The organism is Bacillus sp. DWP3-1 (genome assembly GCF_049896565.1).
In the GTDB taxonomy this organism is placed as follows: domain Bacteria; phylum Bacillota; class Bacilli; order Bacillales; family Bacillaceae; genus Bacillus.
The window spans coordinates 86,990-105,784 of the sequence record NZ_JAFCUN010000005.1 but is presented as its reverse complement, the minus strand read 5'-3'; the positions used below and the strand labels follow the sequence as shown (position 1 = coordinate 105,784).

Genomic DNA, 18,795 nt, shown 5'->3' with positions numbered 1-18,795 from the left:
GCTGCATTTCTCCCATCTATTTTCGTTTTAATCTCTGTTTACGGCGGTTTTTCCCATCTGCCATCGCCTGTTTACGGAGATTAGATGATTCAGTGACAGCTTGCTTTTCTTCCTTTACCCCATGTATCTTCTTCAGTTCTGCAGCCAATGACGCGATCGTCGGGTGGCTATACATCATGACTACCGGAACCTCTATGCCATAAATTGATTTGATATGACCGCTCATCTGCAGCAAATCAAGGGATGTCGCACCCATTTCAAAGAAGTTCTCATTCACATCCGGTTCATGATGAAAAAAGGAGCTGAGTACATCACTCAATGATGCTTCTAGACGATCATCTATGACCTTCGATATTTGTTGAGACGGCTCTTCTTCCTGCTGCATAGGTGTTAATCGATGTTTCATTCTCTCACCCATGTCTCGAACAGAAACAAGAATTTGCGGATAATCTAGACGCAGCACTTCCTGAAAGGCCTTTATCCCTTGTTCTGGCAAAATTCCCGCCTGCTCCTCAAGTGCCATCATGTCATTGACTTTGGCCGCTAATGCTGAGTCGTGTGCCATACCGACTTTTTCCCACCGATCCCAGTTTAAAGAAATCACTGGCTTTCCTTCCTGCCTCTTCGCATGAGCAAAGCTGTCCATAAAAGCATTGGAAGCCGCATAAGCCACTTGTCCAGCCGCTCCAAGAAAGGACACTAGGGATGAACAAAGTAAAAAGAAGTCGAGCGTTTCATCCTTGAGTGCTTCATCCAGCACATAGGTCCCGTTGATTTTTGCCTGACACATGCGAATTTCATCGTCTGCTGTTCTTGCTTGGATGATCTTCCCATCTGCCTCTCCTGCCGCATGAATGACACCATGTAAATCACCAAATGACGTATGAGCCAGCTGGACCGCTTTCTGCACAGCATCTTGATCTGACACATCACCGTGTACAACTTGTACATCAGCTCCTAACTCTTCAAGAGTCATCAGCTTTTTCACGGTCTCAGCTTCTTTCCCATCTGCATCACGCAGCTCATGCCATGCAGAGCGTTTACGTATTTGTAATCGGCTCATGAACACAAGTTTCGCTTGATACGTTTCTGCTAAATGTTTAGCTAATGTGAAGCCAATGCCCCCCATACCGCCGGTCATGAGGTAAACGCCATGAGTCCTGAAAGGCTGCTTAGACGATTCCTCTTTGTTTAAAGGGGTGCTTGAAGCCTTTCGAACCCACCTGCTGTTCACGCGATACGCCACGACCGCATCTTGATCGTGCATTGCAACCTCGTATGAAAGAAATAGCGGCCAGTCCGCCTTTGTTTCCTGACATAAATCAATGTGCTGACACGCAATATGCTGATATTCTTGAGGAATGGTCAGAGCCAGCCCAGTACATGTTGCTTGAAGAGGATTGACCTTCTCCATCCCGATTACATCATGCGCTTGGTTTGTCACAAGATGAAGACGGATGGCTGTGTTATGATACTGGCTGATCAGCCTGACGAGATCGAGCACAGATAAGTAGTTTGGCTGATCATCGGTATCTTCTGTTAGTTCATCATGCATCCAGATGATCTCTTCCGGTATAAATTCAGATTGCTGCAGTTCAGCCATCACCCACTCTAAATGTGACAGCATATGAACGTCAGCCTTCATCAACTGGTCATTTTCTTTGATCGTATGATCACTTTGACATACGCTGACAACCTCTGCATGCCGTTCTTTCAAATAAGCGCCAATATGACCATTTTTCTCAAAAACCAAGATACGCTTCCCTTGATGATGCTGCTCTTTTAGTACAGGTGCAGAGCGCTCCCATACCGGGATGTAAAACCAGTCTTGAAAATCAGCTGAGAGTTTCTCCCCCTTTTCTGATGGCGCTAAAGCGGTCATCAGCTGATCCGCTTTAAACTGCGGAGAGGGGAATATTTGATGCTCGAATGGATATGTTGGCAGTGACACTCGATATGGGGCCTTTTCTTTTCTGACAGTGCTCCAGTTCGGTTCCACTCCGAAACTCCACAGCTTCCCTATAGCCTTTTTCATATATTCATCATCAGCAGCTTGTTCTTTTGGATGTCTCACCAATGAAACAGCCGCTGCTTTGTTCACATCATAGTCATCATGTCGTCTCACAAATTGAGTTAACGTATGACCTGGCCCCACTTCAATGAAAACCACTTCTCCAAGTCCAAGTAACGTCTCTACTCCTTGACTAAATAAAACAGGCTGCCTGATATGAGATGCCCAGTAATCAGGTGATGCGGCTTGTTCATTTGTTAACCAGCTCCCTGTCACATTCGAAAGGATCGGAACCTCGCCCTGCTGATAGGTGATCTCCGAGAGAACGTTCTTAAACTGTTCGGACGCTTCAGCCATCATACTCGTATGAAAGGCGTGAGAGGTTTTCAGCTTTTGGACAGAAGCTCCTCTTTTTTCAGCTTGTTCGAGATAAATCTGTAACCGTTCTGAAGAACCGGAAACAACGGATAATTGTGAGCTATTCACTGCAGAAAGCTCGACACCTTCTGGAAGATCATGTTCAATCTCATCGGCAGGGAGTGACACACCGGCCATTTCACCTGGAGGCATTTTTTGCATCAAACTGCCTCTTTTTAAAACGATCCGGATGGCATCTTCAAGGTTGATCATACCGGCCACGCAGGCAGCTGTGATTTCTCCAATACTATGACCAATGAAATAATGCGGACGTATGCCTAGTCCCATCAGCTTCGATGCGAGCGCATACTCAAAACTAAACAAGATGATTTGTGTATATGATGTTTGCTGCATAAGTTGTTCTGCTTCTATGAACTCTTCTTCGGTTGTTGGATATAACACGTTCTCGATCTCAACACCTGATAACGATAAAATGATGGCAAAACATTTCTGAAGCGTTTCTTTAAATACAGGGTCTTTCTCATATAAATCCTTGCCCATATTCACATACTGAGCACCTTGTCCAGAAAACATCCAAACGATCGCAGGCTGTTGAAAGGCCTTTTGCGGCTGGCCGGCTGACTGGAATGTGCGGCCCGGACCTGCAAGAAAAGCTTGTCGATAAGGAAAATGCTTTCGTCCCTCTTGCAGGGTAAATGCAGCATCGGATAGTGTGACATGCTTATGTTCTTTTAAATAAGATGTCATTTGTTCAGCAGACTTTTGAACCGCCTGCTTCGATCTTGCCGAAATCACCATTAGTTCATGATCTCTTTCTACTGACGGTTTGTCGGCGACGGGTGCCTCTTCCATGATCAGATGTACATTCGTTCCGCCGACTCCAAATGAACTGACCCCGGCACGCAGCGGCTGCTCTGATTTCGTCCATGGTACGGGTGTTGCATTTACATAAAATGGGCTTGATTCAAAATCAATTTTCGGATTCGGTTTTTTATAATGAAGGCTAGGCGGCAGCATCTGATGGTACAGACTAAGCGTTGTCTTGATAAAACCTGCAATCCCTGCGGCTGAGTCAAGATGACCAATATTGGTTTTCACAGACCCAATCGCACAAAACTGTTTTTTATCCGTTTGAAAGGCTTGCTTTAGTGACTCAATTTCAACCGGATCTCCAAGAGTCGTACCTGTGCCATGTGCTTCAATATAAGATATACTCTCAGCTTCTACACGACTGATGTTGAGTGCCTTTTTAATCACTTCGCTTTGTCCTTCTATACTTGGTGCTGTGTAGCCAACCTTCCGTCCGCCGTCATTGTTATAGGCTGAACCTTTAATCACGCCATAGATATGATCCTTATCCTTTAGTGCCTGCTTTAATGATTTGAGCACAACAACTCCACAGCCCTCGCCGCCAACGGTCCCTTCTGCCTGTTCATCAAAAGTCCGGCAGTGCCCATCCGGCGACATGATCATGCCCTCTTGATACATGTATCCTTTTTTGTGAGGGGTCGTAATGGTGACGCCGCCGGCGAGTGCCATTTTACATTCTCCGGTAATCAGGGCGCGCGCCGCCATATGAATGGCAGTCAAAGAGGAAGAACAAGCTGTATCAACAGCTACGCTCGGTCCCTTCAAATTCAATTTGTAGGATACCTTTGTGTTCATGAAATCTTTATCTGTTAATTGAACAGCCGCAAATTGTTCAGATGAGTGATTCGTTCTCATCAGCATGGAAGCAGCTTGCCAATATAAATTAGCAGAAGCAGCTCCAAATAAACCAATCGGTTCCTGATAGGTTTCAGGGTTATAGCCTGCATCTTCAAGGGATTCCCATGCCACCTCATGAAACATGCGGATTTGCGGGTCCATTACTTCTGCTTCACGCTGTGAATAACCAAAGAAATCTGCATCAAAGTGATCATGCTGATCGACTGCTCCTTTAGCACGTACATATTGCTCATGGTCTAATGCTTTTTTCTCAACCCCTGCCTCAAGCAGCTCTTCCTTCGAAAAGAACGTAATGGACTCTCTTCCATTTGCAAGGTTGTCCCAAAAGTGATGAATATTCTTTGCTCCCGGAAAACGGCAGGCCATCCCAACCACTGCAACCTCTAATCCTGTGAACTTACTCATCTATCATCCCGCCTAACAGTTGAGCGGCACTTTCTAAGTCATCCGCTTCATTTTCTCCATCATTTTCGATCTGTTTCTCTTGCCCTGAGACTTTGTTTCTCAATTGAGCGGCTATTTGCGAAACAGTTGTATATTGGAACAGCTCCATCACTGTCAGCTCCTGCTGAAATTCCTCTTTCACTTTATTGGACAGCTCAACGATATTAAAAGAGTTCCCGCCTAAATCGAAAAACGGTTCATCTATACGAATCTGCGCAGCAGGGACTTGTAAAATAGATGCGAAAATGCGAACAAGCTTCTGCTCTGTTTCATTATGTGCTTGAATGGTCAACGGCTCTTGATTGCCTGCCGCCTGATCTTCTGGATTCGGCAGTGCTTGGATATCCAATTTCCCTGATAGATTCAAAGGAAATTGTTCTATTTGAATGACATGCCTCGGCACCATATAACCTGGTAACCTTTCACTTAAAGACTGACGAAGCGCACGCTGATCTATCGCTTGTTTTGCCATCATATATGCGCAAATGTATTGGTCCTGATCCTTCGTTTCCTTAGGAATGACAATGACATCTTGAATCAGCCCTTGCATATGCGGGTCATCAAGAATGGCTCTGCGGATCTCCTCGAGCTCAATTCGATATCCTCTGATTTTCACTTGGTCGTCGTTTCTTTTAGCAAATTCTATCAACCCATCAAACCGCCACCTTGCAAGGTCCCCCGTACCGTATAACATCCCGCTGCTCAGCTCTGGTTTTTTGATAAATTTCTCCTTGCTCAGATCAGGGTGATTGATGTATCCACGACCTACACCATCGCCTGCTATATATAGTTCGCCAAAGACGCCAATCGGAACTGGCTCCCCTTGCGCGTCACATATGAAAATATGCTCATTCGGCATCGGCTGCCCAATAGGAATGACCTGCTCGTCCCAGTCATGGGGAATCAAAAAGGATGATGACTGAACCGTACATTCAGTCGGACCATACGCGTTAATCATGATCGGTTTTTCACCTGATACATGCTGTAAAAATTGATCCATCAGCTCTTTTGTGAACACCTCTCCGCCCACTAGCAGCATGTTCAAAGCAGGCAGGTCTTGTTTTGATTGCGCTGCTGCCTTGTTCATCAGCTTTAAGTGAGAAGGGGTCACATCTGACAGCTGAATGTGGTTTTCTTGGTAAAACGACCATAACGCATGCCCATCCATACGGACTTCATCTTTGGCAATATGCAGCGTATGCCCGAGGAGCAATGCCGGGAACAATGTTTGAACAGACGCATCAAAAATGTGTGAAGCCAGCATCCCTACTTGCAAAGGATCAGGGAGCAGATCAAAAAAGCGCGTTTTCATTCCATATACCAAATTAATGACATGACGATGTTCAATAACGACCCCTTTTGGATGGCCTGTCGTTCCTGATGTATACAGGACATACGCCATATCCGAAGGCGAAATAGACCAAGTCAGATTCTCTTTTATTGGCGATTCTTGAAGCATGTCTTGAATAACATGAACCTCGACATCCAATCCTTCATATCCTTCTGCATCCGAGACAATAGCTGCAGCACCGCTGTTTTTGAGCATATACCGAATTCTTTCGTTCGGCAGATGGACATCAATCGGTAAATAAGCATAGCCAGCCTTTAAAATGCCAAGAATGGCAATGACCAGTTCAGCAGACCGATTCATTCTGAGTCCAACAGGAGTCTCACGTGTCATCTCACTTTGAGACAGTCTAAGTGCAATGCGATTCGATAAATCATCAACCTCTTCATATGTATAGGAGGTGGTGCCAAACACAACAGCCGTTCGTGCTGGATGCAATTGGACTTGTTCTTGAAATAACGACACAATATCACGATCCACTGGATAAGCGAGCGACTCTCCTTGAAACGAATCAAACAGCTGACTTTTCTCCATATCAGATAAAAATGAGTGTGTGCTCATCGCTTGTTCCGGGGTTTTGAGACATTGCTCTGTGAGTGTCATGAAATGTCTGGAGAACTGCTCCATCATTTGATCGTCATAAATGGAAGCATCCCAGTGAACTTCAGCATGAAGGTGATCTTGTTCTTTCTTCCAAACAATGAGCACATCCGCATGCAGCTGCTCTCGGTCAGCATGCCCATGCAATGTCTCAAACGTACATGCCAGATTGACACGCCTCTTGTCTTCTCCTACTGAATGCCAAAGCTCATCCATTAAAATATGAACAGGATAGTTTTGATGACGCACTGCCTCCTGAAACGATTGTTTCACTGCCTCTAGCCCTGCGCTAAAGCTCATATGAGGCTCAATCTCTGCCTTAAGCGGCAGCATATGATTAATGGCTGATTGATTGGCAGACTGTTCCATTGTAGGAACAGTCACCATCAACTCAGTTTTTCCGCTATAACGTTGAAGCAAGCCAAAAGCAGCTGTGGTCAGCACGATAAACAGGCGTAAATCAGAATCTCCACATAATTGCTTTAACGAATGGTTCATAGCCACCGGGAAGGACGAATGAAGCGATCGGTTTATTTCAGCAGGCTTGGCTTGCGAAACCGTATGAGGAATGCGGCCATCAAGCTGGACACCTGATAAAATAGATGTCCAGTAGGCTCTTTCCCTCGCCTTTTCCTTCGCCGCTGCTTTCAGTTGAAAATCATCATGTTCAATCACTCTTCCATTCACCTCTTTACTTATATTTTTAAGTCATCTAATTCGAAAAGAGATACGTCGTCTAATTGCTTGAATGAAGAAGTCAGTTCGATCTCTTCTATTCTCATCGCTTCTGCTGAAACAGCCCGCATGATGTCTTTCAGCAAGCCTGCAATCCGCTGAATGGTTTCCTCACTGAAAAGCTCAGTATTATATTCAATCGTTGAAGAAAGACCGTCTTCCTGCTCATACGCAATCCAGAGTAAATCAAAGCGCGACGTTCCTGTCTCATACGGATAATCACTAAAGGTTAAACCGCCTACCTTCAGTTCTGGCTGATTCATATTTTGCAAAGCGAACACAGCATCAAACAATAGATTCCGGCTGACACTCCGGCTTAACTGGAGGTCTTGAACCATTTGTTCATATTGATATTCTTGATGTCCGAAATCGCCGATGACATGTGCCTTCACATCCTGAAGGAATTGCTGGTACGTCAGCTCTGCTTTAGGATATAAACGAAGTGGCAGCATATTGACAAAGATACCGATGACTTGCTGCAGCTCCTCTTGTTTTCTGCCTGCTACCGGAACCCCGACCGTGATATCTGATTGTCCGCTTAATTTATGAAGCAAAATCTGATACACACTTAACAGACCCATAAACAGAGTGGCGTCTTCTTTTAAAATCATTTGCTTAAACGCGTTCAGCTCCGCTTCTTCTATACGGAATGTATAATGTCCGCCGCGGAATTGTCTCACCTCTGGCCGATCGAAATCTGTTGGCAGATCAAGTAGCGGGGCACCCTCTAACCGGTTTTTCCAGTAATCACTCGATTCTTTCAGTGCTTCAGACGCAAGCATGTCATTTTGCCATTCTGAAAAATCTTTATATTGCAGAGCGAGAGGCTCAAGCGTCCTGCCGTCATATAACTGCATAAAGTCGTTGACCAAAATATCTTGAGAAAGACCGTCTGAGATAATGTGGTGCATGTCCAGCATGAGCACGAATTCCTCTTCTGCCAGCTTCATCACACCGACTCTCATCAATGGAGCCTCACTTAACGTAAAGGCAGTCAAAAATTGTTCAATCACTTGTTTTTGATCTTCCTCAGATCCTTGTGTCGATCCCTTTGTGAGGTCAAACAATGTGACTGCAAATGGTACCTCTTCTTCAATCTTTTGATAAGGGACGCCATTCTCTAGTACAAACGCTGTCCGCAAACTTTCGTGTCTCTTAATGAGCTGCTGAAATGCCCATTCCAACCTGCTGATATCGAGTTTTCCTTTGATTCGCCCCGCTTTAAACTCGTTGTATCCTGTGCTGTTTACATCCATTTGCTGCATGAGATACAACCGTTTTTGCGCAGACGACAGAGGATAATGCTCCTTCACTTCGGCTTTTTCAATCGCATGATAAGCAGCAGTATCTGCTTGGTCGATATATGCTGCCATTAATCGTATCGTAGGTATTTGGAAAAATTGTGGCAGTGTCAGCTCTACACTAAATGCACGATGAATGATGCCAATGAAGGTAATCGCCTTAAGAGAATCTCCACCCATTTCAAAGAAATGATCATCTATGCCAATTTCATCAATCTTAAAGAATGCTTGCCAATGTTGACTTAATTCCTTCTCCAGCTCTGTTTCAGGTGCCGCATAATTCGTTGAAAGCGCTGGCCGAGAATACAAGTTCCCATCTTGTACATGCTCTTCGCCGCTCTCTTCCTCACGGGATAAACGGTCTACATATCTGTGAATACGATCATGTAAAGATGTTGTCGAAATAACCATTTGTTCCACTTGCTCCAGTGAAAGCAATCGTTCGAAGATCATTCTTCCTTCTTTTTCTGTAATTAACGTTTCGGTGACATCATCTCCGATTGGAAGATCGAGCTGCTTCCCCTGCTCAAATTCCCAGCCGTCAAAGCTAATGACAGACCACTGTGTTTCTGAACGCAGATTGCGTTCATACACGTACGCATCGATGAAATGATTCACAGCTGTATAGGCTGTAAAACCGAGTCCGCCCAAGATCGGTGACAAAGATGACAGTACAAAACAGAAATCAAGGGATCGATCACCTAAGGCGGCATCAAGATGAAGTACGCCATTCATCTTCGCTTCAAAATGCGGCTCCGAAAATGTGACATCTGTTTGCTCCATCACCTGGAAAGATTGGTCGCCTGTCACTCCAGCTGCATAGATCACACCGTCGATCTGTCCATATGACGCATCCACTGTGTTGATCAATTGCTGGATATCTTCCCTGTGACGAACGTCTACTTTCTGTATGAGAACGTCTGCGCCTGTCTCTTCCAGTGCCATTACCTTTTGTATTTTTTTCTTTGTTGGATCCTGTTCATCGTGCGTAGACAGCCATTCTTGCCACTTGCTTCTATCAGGGAGTCCAGACCTGCTCGTTAAGATTAAGGTTCCCTTCGTTTGCTCGGCCAAAGTCTGGGCGATATTCAATCCAATAAACCCAAGTCCGCCAATTAAAATGTATACACCATCTTTTTTAGCCAAATGAGCATGTCCTGTTTCGGGAACTGATCCTTTCGCATACTTTTTCACATATCGCTTATTTCGTCGATAGACCGTGAGAAGCTGTCCATACGCTCGATCTAGCTCATCGCTTATTTGCTTCAGCAATCGCTTTTCTTGAACCCCATTTTCCACCGGGCGATCAATATCAAGAATGCGGTAACGCAAGTTCGGTGTTTCTTGTGATATAACCATGGCAGGTCCTAGATGGATCGCTTTTTCAGGATAAAGTACAGGTTCACCGCCAACAGCATATGTCAATGAGGAAAGAACGGTAATCGATACCTTTTGGTCCAAAACATATTTTTTCAATGCCTGGCCGATATAAAGCAAGGAGTAATAAGCATCTTGCTGCGTTTGCTTCACCCATTCTTCTTCCGTGTGAGATGGCTGTCGTTCTGAAAGCCCCCATAGATGACAAACTTCTGACACGTTCATTTCGTCATCTGCCAGATTTGATATGAGCCTTTCATAATCAGATGGCTCATGTGACCGAATGGTATAGCTTTTTTCGTCATGCTTCGTAAATTCATTTCCTTTACGAACCACTACGAACTCGTTCCGTTTCGTCAGGAGCTCAGCCGCAATCTTCTCTCCGAAAGCAGATGGCTCTGCAAACAAAAGCAAGGCTCCGCCAGATGTATCTTCTGACGGCACGCAAGGTAAAAGATCCGCTTCCCAATGAGGGGTATAGAACCATTCATCCATTTGCTGCTTTCGTCCAGACTGCTTTGGTTTTTCTTGTTTCACACGATCTGCTGCATCATACCAATAGGAGGTTTGATCAAACGCATACGTTGGCAGCGGCATTTTCCGCGGCTGACGGTTTAGATGGAACCTGTCCCAATCAATAGATAATCCGTTTGTCCATAGACGTCCCATTTGACTAAGTAAAAATTCAGTATCCGTCACATCTTGTTTTGCATGTCTTAACACATGACATACATGCTGATTCAGGCCGTTCAATGACCTGTTGACCATCACGCTTAAATCTTGTCCTGGTCCAATCTCAATTAATTGAATATTGTCCTCTTGTAAAATATTGGTGATGCCTTCAGCAAAGCGAACTGTATCGGTCATATGCCTTTTCCAATAAGACATATCTTTCGCACTCGTATCTGTCATCCAATCTCCTGACAAATTCGAAATAAATGGAATACGAAGTGTTTTGGCTTTCATATGCTTTAATTTTTCTCCGAATTGCTCCGCTGCCTCCTTCATGACATGTGAGTGGGCAGCAATGGTTCCACCTAACCGCATACACATCAATCTGTTGCTTTTCAGCTCTTGTTCAAATTCACTTATCGCCTCTTCTAGACCTGACACGATACATGATGAATCATTGACAACCGCGAGAGAAATATTTTTTGGAAGCATCGGTTTTAGCTCTGCCTCAGGTAATGGAACACTCATCATGACGCCAGCTGGTGACGATTGCATCGCATTCGCACGATAGGCGACCATGGACATTGCGTCCTTTAAGCTGAATAGCCCTGATATAGCGGCCGCTGTTAATTCGCCAAAGCTATAGCCGATCATTGCATCAGGACGAATGCCCCATTCAATGAAGAGCATGGATAAGGCATATTCAATGGCAAAAATGGCCGGCTGTGCATATTGAGTACTTGCTAATTTTTCACGCGCCTTTTCTGTTTCAGCCGCTAATGGGTAAAGAATACGGGCAAGACTTCGCCCCGTTGCTTCTTCATATGCTTGAAAACAAGCATCCATTTGCTTCTTAAAGTAAGGCTCTTCCCGGTACAAATCTAATCCCATATTGAGATATTGATTGCCTTGTCCAGAAAACATAAAAATAATCTTTTGTTGCTCCACATGCGAATGCATGAGCTTTCCAATGCCCTTGCCTTGCTTTTCTGTTAATACTCGCAAAGCATCTTCTCTGCTTGCCGCAACAAATGCCTGACGGAAACCAAAGAACTGTCTTCCTGTTTGCAGAGTATAAGCTGCGTCTGCCAAATTGATAGAAGGCGTGTTTTCTATTTGGTTTACGAGTTTGTCTTTCATTCGTTCCAAGCTCGTTTTGCTCTTTGCTGAAAGAACAAGCAGCTCAGCAGAACGAGGCATTTGCTGACGATCTCTTTGTGGTGCTTCTTCTAATATGACATGTGCATTGGTTCCACCCATTCCAAATGAGCTCACCCCAGCCCGCCGCAAATGTGAAGCTGGCTGCTTCCAGTCAGTCAGCTCAGTGTTTACAAAGAAAGGGCTATGCTCAAATGCAATGTTTTCATTGGCTTTTTTGAAGTGAAGACTAGGTACAAATGTGTGATGCTGAAGCGAAAGCACAGCTTTGATCAAGCCAGCTGCTCCTGCCGCTGCATCCAAATGTCCAATATTGGTTTTGACAGACCCAATACGGCAAAATTGTTTTTTCTCTGTGTCGAAAGCCTTTGTTAGCGCCTCTATTTCAATCGGATCACCAAGTGATGTTCCAGTTCCATGTGTTTCTACATATTCAATCGTATCTGGTGAAACATCTGCTTGATGCAGGGCATCCTGAATGACACGTGTCTGTCCTTCAACGCTTGGAGCATTGAAACCAACCTTTTGATCACCATCATTGTTGATGGCAGAGCCCTTAATGACCGCATAAATATGGTCACCATCTTCTATGGCTTCACTCAGTGCTTTTAAAGCAACAAGACCAACACCATCTCCGCCAACCGTTCCATCTGCTTGATCGTCAAAGGCGCGGCAATGGCCATCGCTTGATTTCACCATGTTCTGCTGATAAACGTAGCCTGATTTCACTGGGTGCAGGATCGACACACCTCCCGCAAGTGCTACATCTGAATCACCATTTGCAATGGATTGACAGGCCAAATGCAAAGCGACCAAAGAAGTCGAACAAGCGGTTTGCAGCGTGAGCGCCGGTCCTTTCAAATTCAATTTATGGGCAATTCTTGTACTCACGGTATACGTATCATTGAGTGAACCCACTTCAAACAGCTCTGACATGCTGCTATCAAGGGAAGCTGCAAAACGCTGAATCCATTGAAAGTTCGATGTGGACCCAGTAAACAACCCAACTTTACCCGTATAATCTTCTTGCACATACCCCGCATCTTCCAGCGCCTTATAGGCGTACTCATGCAGGAGGCGTATTTGAGGATCCATCATTTCTGCCTGACCTGGCGAATAGCCGAAGAAGGATGCATCAAATAAATCAGGTCCATCAATCACACCTTTTGCCCTCACATAATCGGGTCGTTCGAAGGTCTGACGGTCAATACCAGCTTCAAGCAGTTCTTCATCGGAAAAGAAGGAAATTGATTCTTCTCCATTCTTCAAATTTCGCCAAAATGCCTCAACATTTTTCGCACCAGGGAATTTACCAGCCATTCCAATAATGGCAATCGGCTCATTGGCTTTTCTTGTCTTTTGTTTCACAGGCTGCGTGCCTGCCGCTACCTGCTCTGAATCGCCGCTTAAATATGCGGCAAGCTCTCTAATCGTTGGACGGCGGAACATTTCGACCATTGGAATGCTTTGATTCAATTGCTTAGCGAGCTGTTGATTGACGTGGATTAAGTTGAGTGAATGCCCGCCAATGTCAAAGAATTTGTCATGAACACTTACCTCATCTAAGCCGAGGACTTTTTTCCAGATGTCTTGAATGACTTTCTCAGTATCAGAAAGATTGGCAGCGCCCGCCTGCTTATTCGTTTGCTGCGCCTGTTTCAAAGCAGGTAATGCCCGTTTATCTAGTTTGCCATTGGCAGTCAGCGGCATATCGTCCAATTGAACAAAGTGAGTTGGGATCATATAATCCGGCAGCTGATCAGCCAACGCTTGTTTCATTGCAGCTTGATCAAGTCTGGCTGTCGTGACAACATATGCGGCCAAACATGGTGTACCAGAAGCATCTGGCTTTAGAACAACAGCTGCTGCTTTCATACCTGGCTGTTCATTCAGCCAAAATTCAATTTCACCTGTTTCAATACGATAGCCTCTCAGCTTCACTTGATCATCATTTCGACCTAAAAATTGAATGAGCCCATTAGGCAGAATGCGGGCTGCATCACCTGTTTTATAAATTTTTTCACCTGGCTGGAAAGGGTGATCGACAAACCTTTCTTCGGTGAGTTCCGGTCGATTCAAATACCCTTTTGCGACACCTTTCCCGCCAATATATAATTCACCGACGGTTCCTTCCGGCATGAGATTCATATGTCTGTCAAAAAGAAGAATATCTGTATGCTGTGCAGGCTTTCCAATCGGTACATACACGTCTTGATCAAAATCCTGGTCATATCGATGAATCATGCAGCCAACCACCGTTTCAGTTGGTCCATATTCATTCACAATTTCAATTGGCTGCGGGAAGGACTGCTGAATGGATTTCGCTAGAGATGTTTCCAGCTGTTCTCCGCCTAAAATGAAACATTTCATTTGGCTGTCTGGGAAAGACAAATGCTTAATAAAATGTAAATGAGATGGTGTCAGTTTCATCACATGTACGCGATTATCTTTTATGATGTCTTCGACAAGCAGCTGCCGGTTTTCATGGTGGTAAATCATGATGGTATTTCCTGAAATGAGCGGCGTGAAAATAGAAGTAACCGTCAGGTCAAAGGACAGTGAAGTATATAAAGCAAAATGCCTTGTTTCTCCTCGAACATATACTTGCTTCGCCCAATCAATATAGTTGGCTAAGCCAAGATGATGAATGAGTACACCTTTAGGTCTTCCGGTCGTACCTGATGTATAAATGCAGTAGGCTGTTTGGTCTGAGGTGATGGCTTCTGCCAAGTTGTCTGATGGTCCGGTGTATAGATCCGGCTGTGTGATATCAATTTTTTCTCCATGATAAGCATAGGTGAGCCCTTTAATTGGATGAGTTAAGAGCCATTCTACTCCGCTGTCTTCTAATAGATATTCTATTCGTTCCTGCGGGTATTCAGGATCAATCGGTACGTATGCACCGCCAGCTTTTAAGATCGCTAAGCATGCTATCACCATTTCAATGGAATGCTCTGCTAAAATGCCGACACGCTGCTCCTGTTTGACTCCTTTGTTTTGTAAATAATGTGCGAGCTGGTTCACTCTCTTATTGAGTTGTTCATATGTAACCGTCGTATCGCCAAACTCAACTGCGGCTGCCGCTGGCGTTCGTTCCACTTGTGCTTCAAAAAGGTCAATCACCGTTGGTTCATTGCTAGATGTTGCCCCGCCATACTGCCGGAAGACCGCTAATTGCTTTTCTTTCTCTTCTTCTGATAGCAGCTGTAGCTGAGCAGCAGATTTGTGCGGATGAGCACAGGCATCAGACAGGAGATGAAGAAAATGCTGACACCACTTTTCGATTTGTTCAGCTGAAAAGCTGACGGGGTTATACACCAATGAAAAGTGCAGCTGATCATCAAACGCCTGGACACTAAGCGTGAGATCGAATTCTGTCTGCTCAGTCATCTCAAATCCACGAATACGAATAGGCTGATCGTTTTTCGTGAGCATTTGATCTAGTGGATAGTTTTCAATGACGACGATTGAATCAAATAACGATTGCTCTGCCGTCATTCCTGCATATTTCTTTAAATCAGATAGCGGTGTATGTTCATATTCATTTCTTATAGCTATCTCACGACTCACTTCCTGCATCTGTTCAAGAATCGGCCGCTCTTGTTCGAATGAGACCCGCAGCGGTAATGTGTTAATGAACAGCCCTGTCATCTTTTCAATATGAGGGACATCCGCATTTCTCCCTGATACTGTTGTCCCAAAGACAATATCATCTTGGTTGGCATACTTAGATAGCAAAACTCCCCACAGCGTATACATCACAGATGCGAGCGTCACGTCATATTGATTCGTGAATTTGCTCAGGCTCTCCGCAATGGAAGTATCCACTTGATGTTCATATTGATGAAAAACTTCTGAATTTTCATATGCGCCGCTTGACTTCGGAAGCAGTTCTGCATAACTCCAGCCATTGAAAACATTTTTCCAATAGGCGGCTTGTGCTTCTGTCTGTTGAAGGCTTTTCTGCTGCCATTTGACAAATGATTGGTAGGACGGTCTTTGTTCAAGAAGAGGTTTGTCCCCATTCGATAAGCGCTCATATGCACTCATCCAATCGCTTAATACAATCCCAAGGCTCCATCCGTCCAATAAAATGTGATGGAAGCTAATGAGAACCCAGCTTACTTCATCATTCACTTCACATAACGTCAGGCGAAATGGGACTTCCTGCAGATCAAAGCGTTCTTCTCGGTTCTGTGCCGTCACCTCCTCTTTCAGCACATGAAGAGGCTCCTTCGCTTGTGTCAAATCACGATATCGAATGTCTGGCTGGTGCTGCTTCAGCACAATTTGTACTGGTCTTGCGAGTTCCTGCCATCTGAACAATGTTCTAAGCATTTCATGCTGTTTGGTGACATTCGTCCATGATTGTTCAAAAATGTCTCGATCTATCGGTCCGTCTATTTCGATCAGCAGTTGTTCAAAATAAGCCGTTCCGTTCGGTTCCATTAAATGATGAAACAGCAGTCCCTCTTGGATCGTAGTGATACCTAACATATTTTCAATGTTCTGTTTATCCAGCTTCTGCGGCTGTAAAGCCATGGGATCATCTCCTTTCTCTCTAAGAATGTTTCACGAAATAATGGCGTAAACCATAGTTAGCAATAACCTGCTGCTGAATTTGCGAAGTTCCTTCAATAATTTCAAGCACCTTCGCTTCACGATATAGTCTTGAAGCTGAGTTTTCCCGGCTAAATCCACTTCCGCCATGGATTTGGACATTTGTATTTGTAATGTCAACGGCGATTTTAGAGGTGAAATATTTTGCAATGGATGTTTCTGTGATCGCATCAGGGTGATTCGCTTCTCTCATTTCTCCAGCCTTTAGGCATAAGGCTCTCGCTGCATGGAGTTGGGTAACCGCATCTCCGATCATGCCTTTGATCATTTGATGCTTGTACAATTTTTCATTAAACTGTGTTCTTTTACGTGAATACGTGACAAGAGAATCAACGGCTTCTTGTGCGATGGCAAGCCCTGCCCAAGCGACACTGTATCTTCCATGATCTAATGCGAGTGACACCACGTGGTTAAATCCACCCCCAACAGGTCCTAAGACACAGTCTTCATGCACCTGGACATGATCTAGAGTGATTTCCGCTAAATATGATGCTCGATTGGCCATCATTCCTGTAATTCTCTCAATCTCTACACCCGGCTGATCTCGATCGACAAGGAATGCCGTGACTTGTTCACCGTCTCTTGCAATCACAATAAAGAAATCTGCAATCGCTCCAAAGGAAATCCACTTTTTCTTCCCATTTAATACATAGGATTGTCCTTCTTTTTGATAGCTTGTTTCAACATGATTGGCATCTGAACCAATATTCGGCTCTGACAAAGCAAAGGCACCGATTTTTTCTCCTTTAGCTAATTCAACAAGCCAGCCTTGTTTTTGGTCTTCTGTTCCATAACGAAGAATGGCTTCTCCTACAAGTGAATTCACTGTCAATAATGTCCGTACATTACAGCAAGCTTTTCCCACTTGTTCTGTGAACTGTCCATATGCGATTGGATCAAGCCCCAGCCCTTGATAGGAAGACGGGATACCTGCTGCCAAGTAGCCTCGTTTCGCCATATCTCGAATGAGCGACTCTGGTAAATGTTCCGTCTCATCGAATTCATTGGCAAACGGACGGATATGTTCATTGCAATACTGTCGTATTTCTTCAATGGCATCGATCGTTTGTTCAGCTGTTTTCATGAAGAGCGGCCCCCTGTTGTTTTCTCTCAATTAAGGCGACAATGCGATTGACCGTACTAAAATGAGCAATGTCGAGGTCTTCGTTATCTAATTGGAAGTGAAAATCATGTTCGATATAGTTCACTAGTTTCATCGCAAATAGAGAATTGACAAAGCCTTGTTCAAAAATATGATCATCATTTCCAAGCTCAATTTCCTCATCAAATACCACTAGGTTTTGCTCGATATAGGCTCTTACTTGTTCGTGTAGGTTCATGATTTAATCTCCTCGCTTTTCGCTTTTTTATTGTTTGGCTGGATCTTTCTGATTTAATTCAATATTGACATCTACGTATTCTGGGAAAGGCTGAATCATGCTTAAATCATTTTCAAACAAGATATAGCCATCCTCCCCCTTCTCGATTTCTTTGAAATTCGCAAACTTGTATGTGATATACATCATGCGGTTTCGGTCGGTTTGTTTAAAGTCAGCCACAAGCCGCTTTCCTCGCTTTTTCGCTTCTTGCAAAATCGTTGTGAGTAAAATGGTCCCGACACCACGAGACATGACGCGGCAAGACATAAGCAGCAGTTTGACATGCCAGGTGTCGCCTGTTTCTTCTATTAATGAGAGTCCAATTTTTCCATAGGAACCGAATTTATCTTCAAGTTCACAGACAAGCAGCAAGTGAGAATCTGATTGACGGAAGAAATCAAGTTCTTCATAATCATAGGTTTTCCCGCTCGCATTTAATTGATTGGTACGGACGGTCAGTTCTTCAGCTCGCTGGAGGTCTTGTTCTCCTGCTTCTGAAATCACGAATTTCATATGTAAAGACGCCAAGAATTTCTCAGGCGGCCCTTCATATTTCTCTTCTTCCTGCTGCCTTTGGTCCGCTTCTAAATACATTCTTCTGCGTCGTCTGGCATCTTCTGTGATAAAGACTGGACGCAGCCGATCATCAGTGAGTAATGACATATAATCCACTGCATCCCAGCACGTAATCTCTGGATGAACAGCCTTCACTTCCTCTCGTTCAAATGGCTGATCATCAATAAAGAGAATGGTATCTTTATGAATATTTAGGCGCTCGCTGATTCTCTCTAAAGAACTAGATTTGGCATTCCAATGAATCTCTGGATAGAGAAAGAAATGCTCGATCCCAAAGGCGGAGAGCTTTTCCCTCACGGCTGCTTCATCATTCCGGCTTGCAATAGAAAGAAGGATACCGCGCTCATCTAATTCTGTTAGCACTTCCTTCATCGAAGGCTTTAACATCACTTCATCTGATTCAAGTAAAATTCCATCCCATAATGTATGATCTAAATCCCAGACAACACACTTGATTTGCTTAGCCAT

General features: G+C 44.3%; 6 protein-coding genes. All 6 read right to left on the bottom strand.

Translation table 11 applies throughout. The annotated features are described in order from the left end of the window. Positions 1-16: 16 nt before the first annotated feature. Genes ACP7A0_RS12295 through ACP7A0_RS12270 form a run of 6 tightly spaced genes read right to left on the bottom strand, consistent with a single transcriptional unit; the run spans position 17 to position 18,795 of the window. The gene (locus ACP7A0_RS12295) at positions 17-4,522 is read right to left on the bottom strand and encodes a type I polyketide synthase (RefSeq protein WP_375567012.1); all 4,506 of its coding nucleotides are present in this window, start codon (positions 4,520-4,522) and stop codon (positions 17-19) included. Continuing rightward, positions 4,515-7,184 carry a non-ribosomal peptide synthetase gene (locus ACP7A0_RS12290; protein WP_426005283.1) on the bottom strand — a complete coding sequence of 890 codons (2,670 nt, stop codon included), beginning with the start codon at positions 7,182-7,184 and terminating at the stop codon, positions 4,515-4,517. Before ACP7A0_RS12290 ends, ACP7A0_RS12295 begins: the two co-directional genes overlap by 8 nt. Before the next feature lie 20 nt (positions 7,185-7,204). Further along, complete coding sequence (locus ACP7A0_RS12285) at positions 7,205-16,294, bottom strand: amino acid adenylation domain-containing protein (protein WP_426005281.1); 9,090 nt, start codon at positions 16,292-16,294, stop codon at positions 7,205-7,207. Between the two features lie 19 nt (positions 16,295-16,313). Continuing rightward, complete coding sequence (locus ACP7A0_RS12280; protein WP_060595704.1) at positions 16,314-17,456, bottom strand: acyl-CoA dehydrogenase family protein; 1,143 nt, start codon at positions 17,454-17,456, stop codon at positions 16,314-16,316. Then, the gene (locus ACP7A0_RS12275; RefSeq protein ID WP_034664694.1) at positions 17,443-17,712 is read right to left on the bottom strand and encodes an acyl carrier protein; all 270 of its coding nucleotides are present in this window, start codon (positions 17,710-17,712) and stop codon (positions 17,443-17,445) included. Before ACP7A0_RS12275 ends, ACP7A0_RS12280 begins: the two co-directional genes overlap by 14 nt. A 27-nt stretch (positions 17,713-17,739) precedes the next feature. After that, a complete protein-coding gene (locus tag ACP7A0_RS12270; protein WP_034664698.1) occupies positions 17,740-18,795 on the bottom strand; it encodes an HAD-IIIC family phosphatase in 1,056 nt (351 codons plus the stop codon).

Bases quoted from the DNA above. Each gene is read 5' to 3' on its own strand.
- ACP7A0_RS12295 (WP_375567012.1), bottom strand. From the start codon at position 4,522: ATGAGTAAGTTCACAGGATTAGAGGTTGCAGTGGTTGGGATGGCCTGC.
- ACP7A0_RS12285 (WP_426005281.1), bottom strand. From the start codon at position 16,294: ATGGCTTTACAGCCGCAGAAGCTGGATAAACAGAACATTGAAAATATG.
- ACP7A0_RS12280 (WP_060595704.1), bottom strand. From the start codon at position 17,456: ATGAAAACAGCTGAACAAACGATCGATGCCATTGAAGAAATACGACAG.
- ACP7A0_RS12275 (WP_034664694.1), bottom strand. From the start codon at position 17,712: ATGAACCTACACGAACAAGTAAGAGCCTATATCGAGCAAAACCTAGTG.
- ACP7A0_RS12270 (WP_034664698.1), bottom strand. From the start codon at position 18,795: ATGGCTAAGCAAATCAAGTGTGTTGTCTGGGATTTAGATCATACATTA.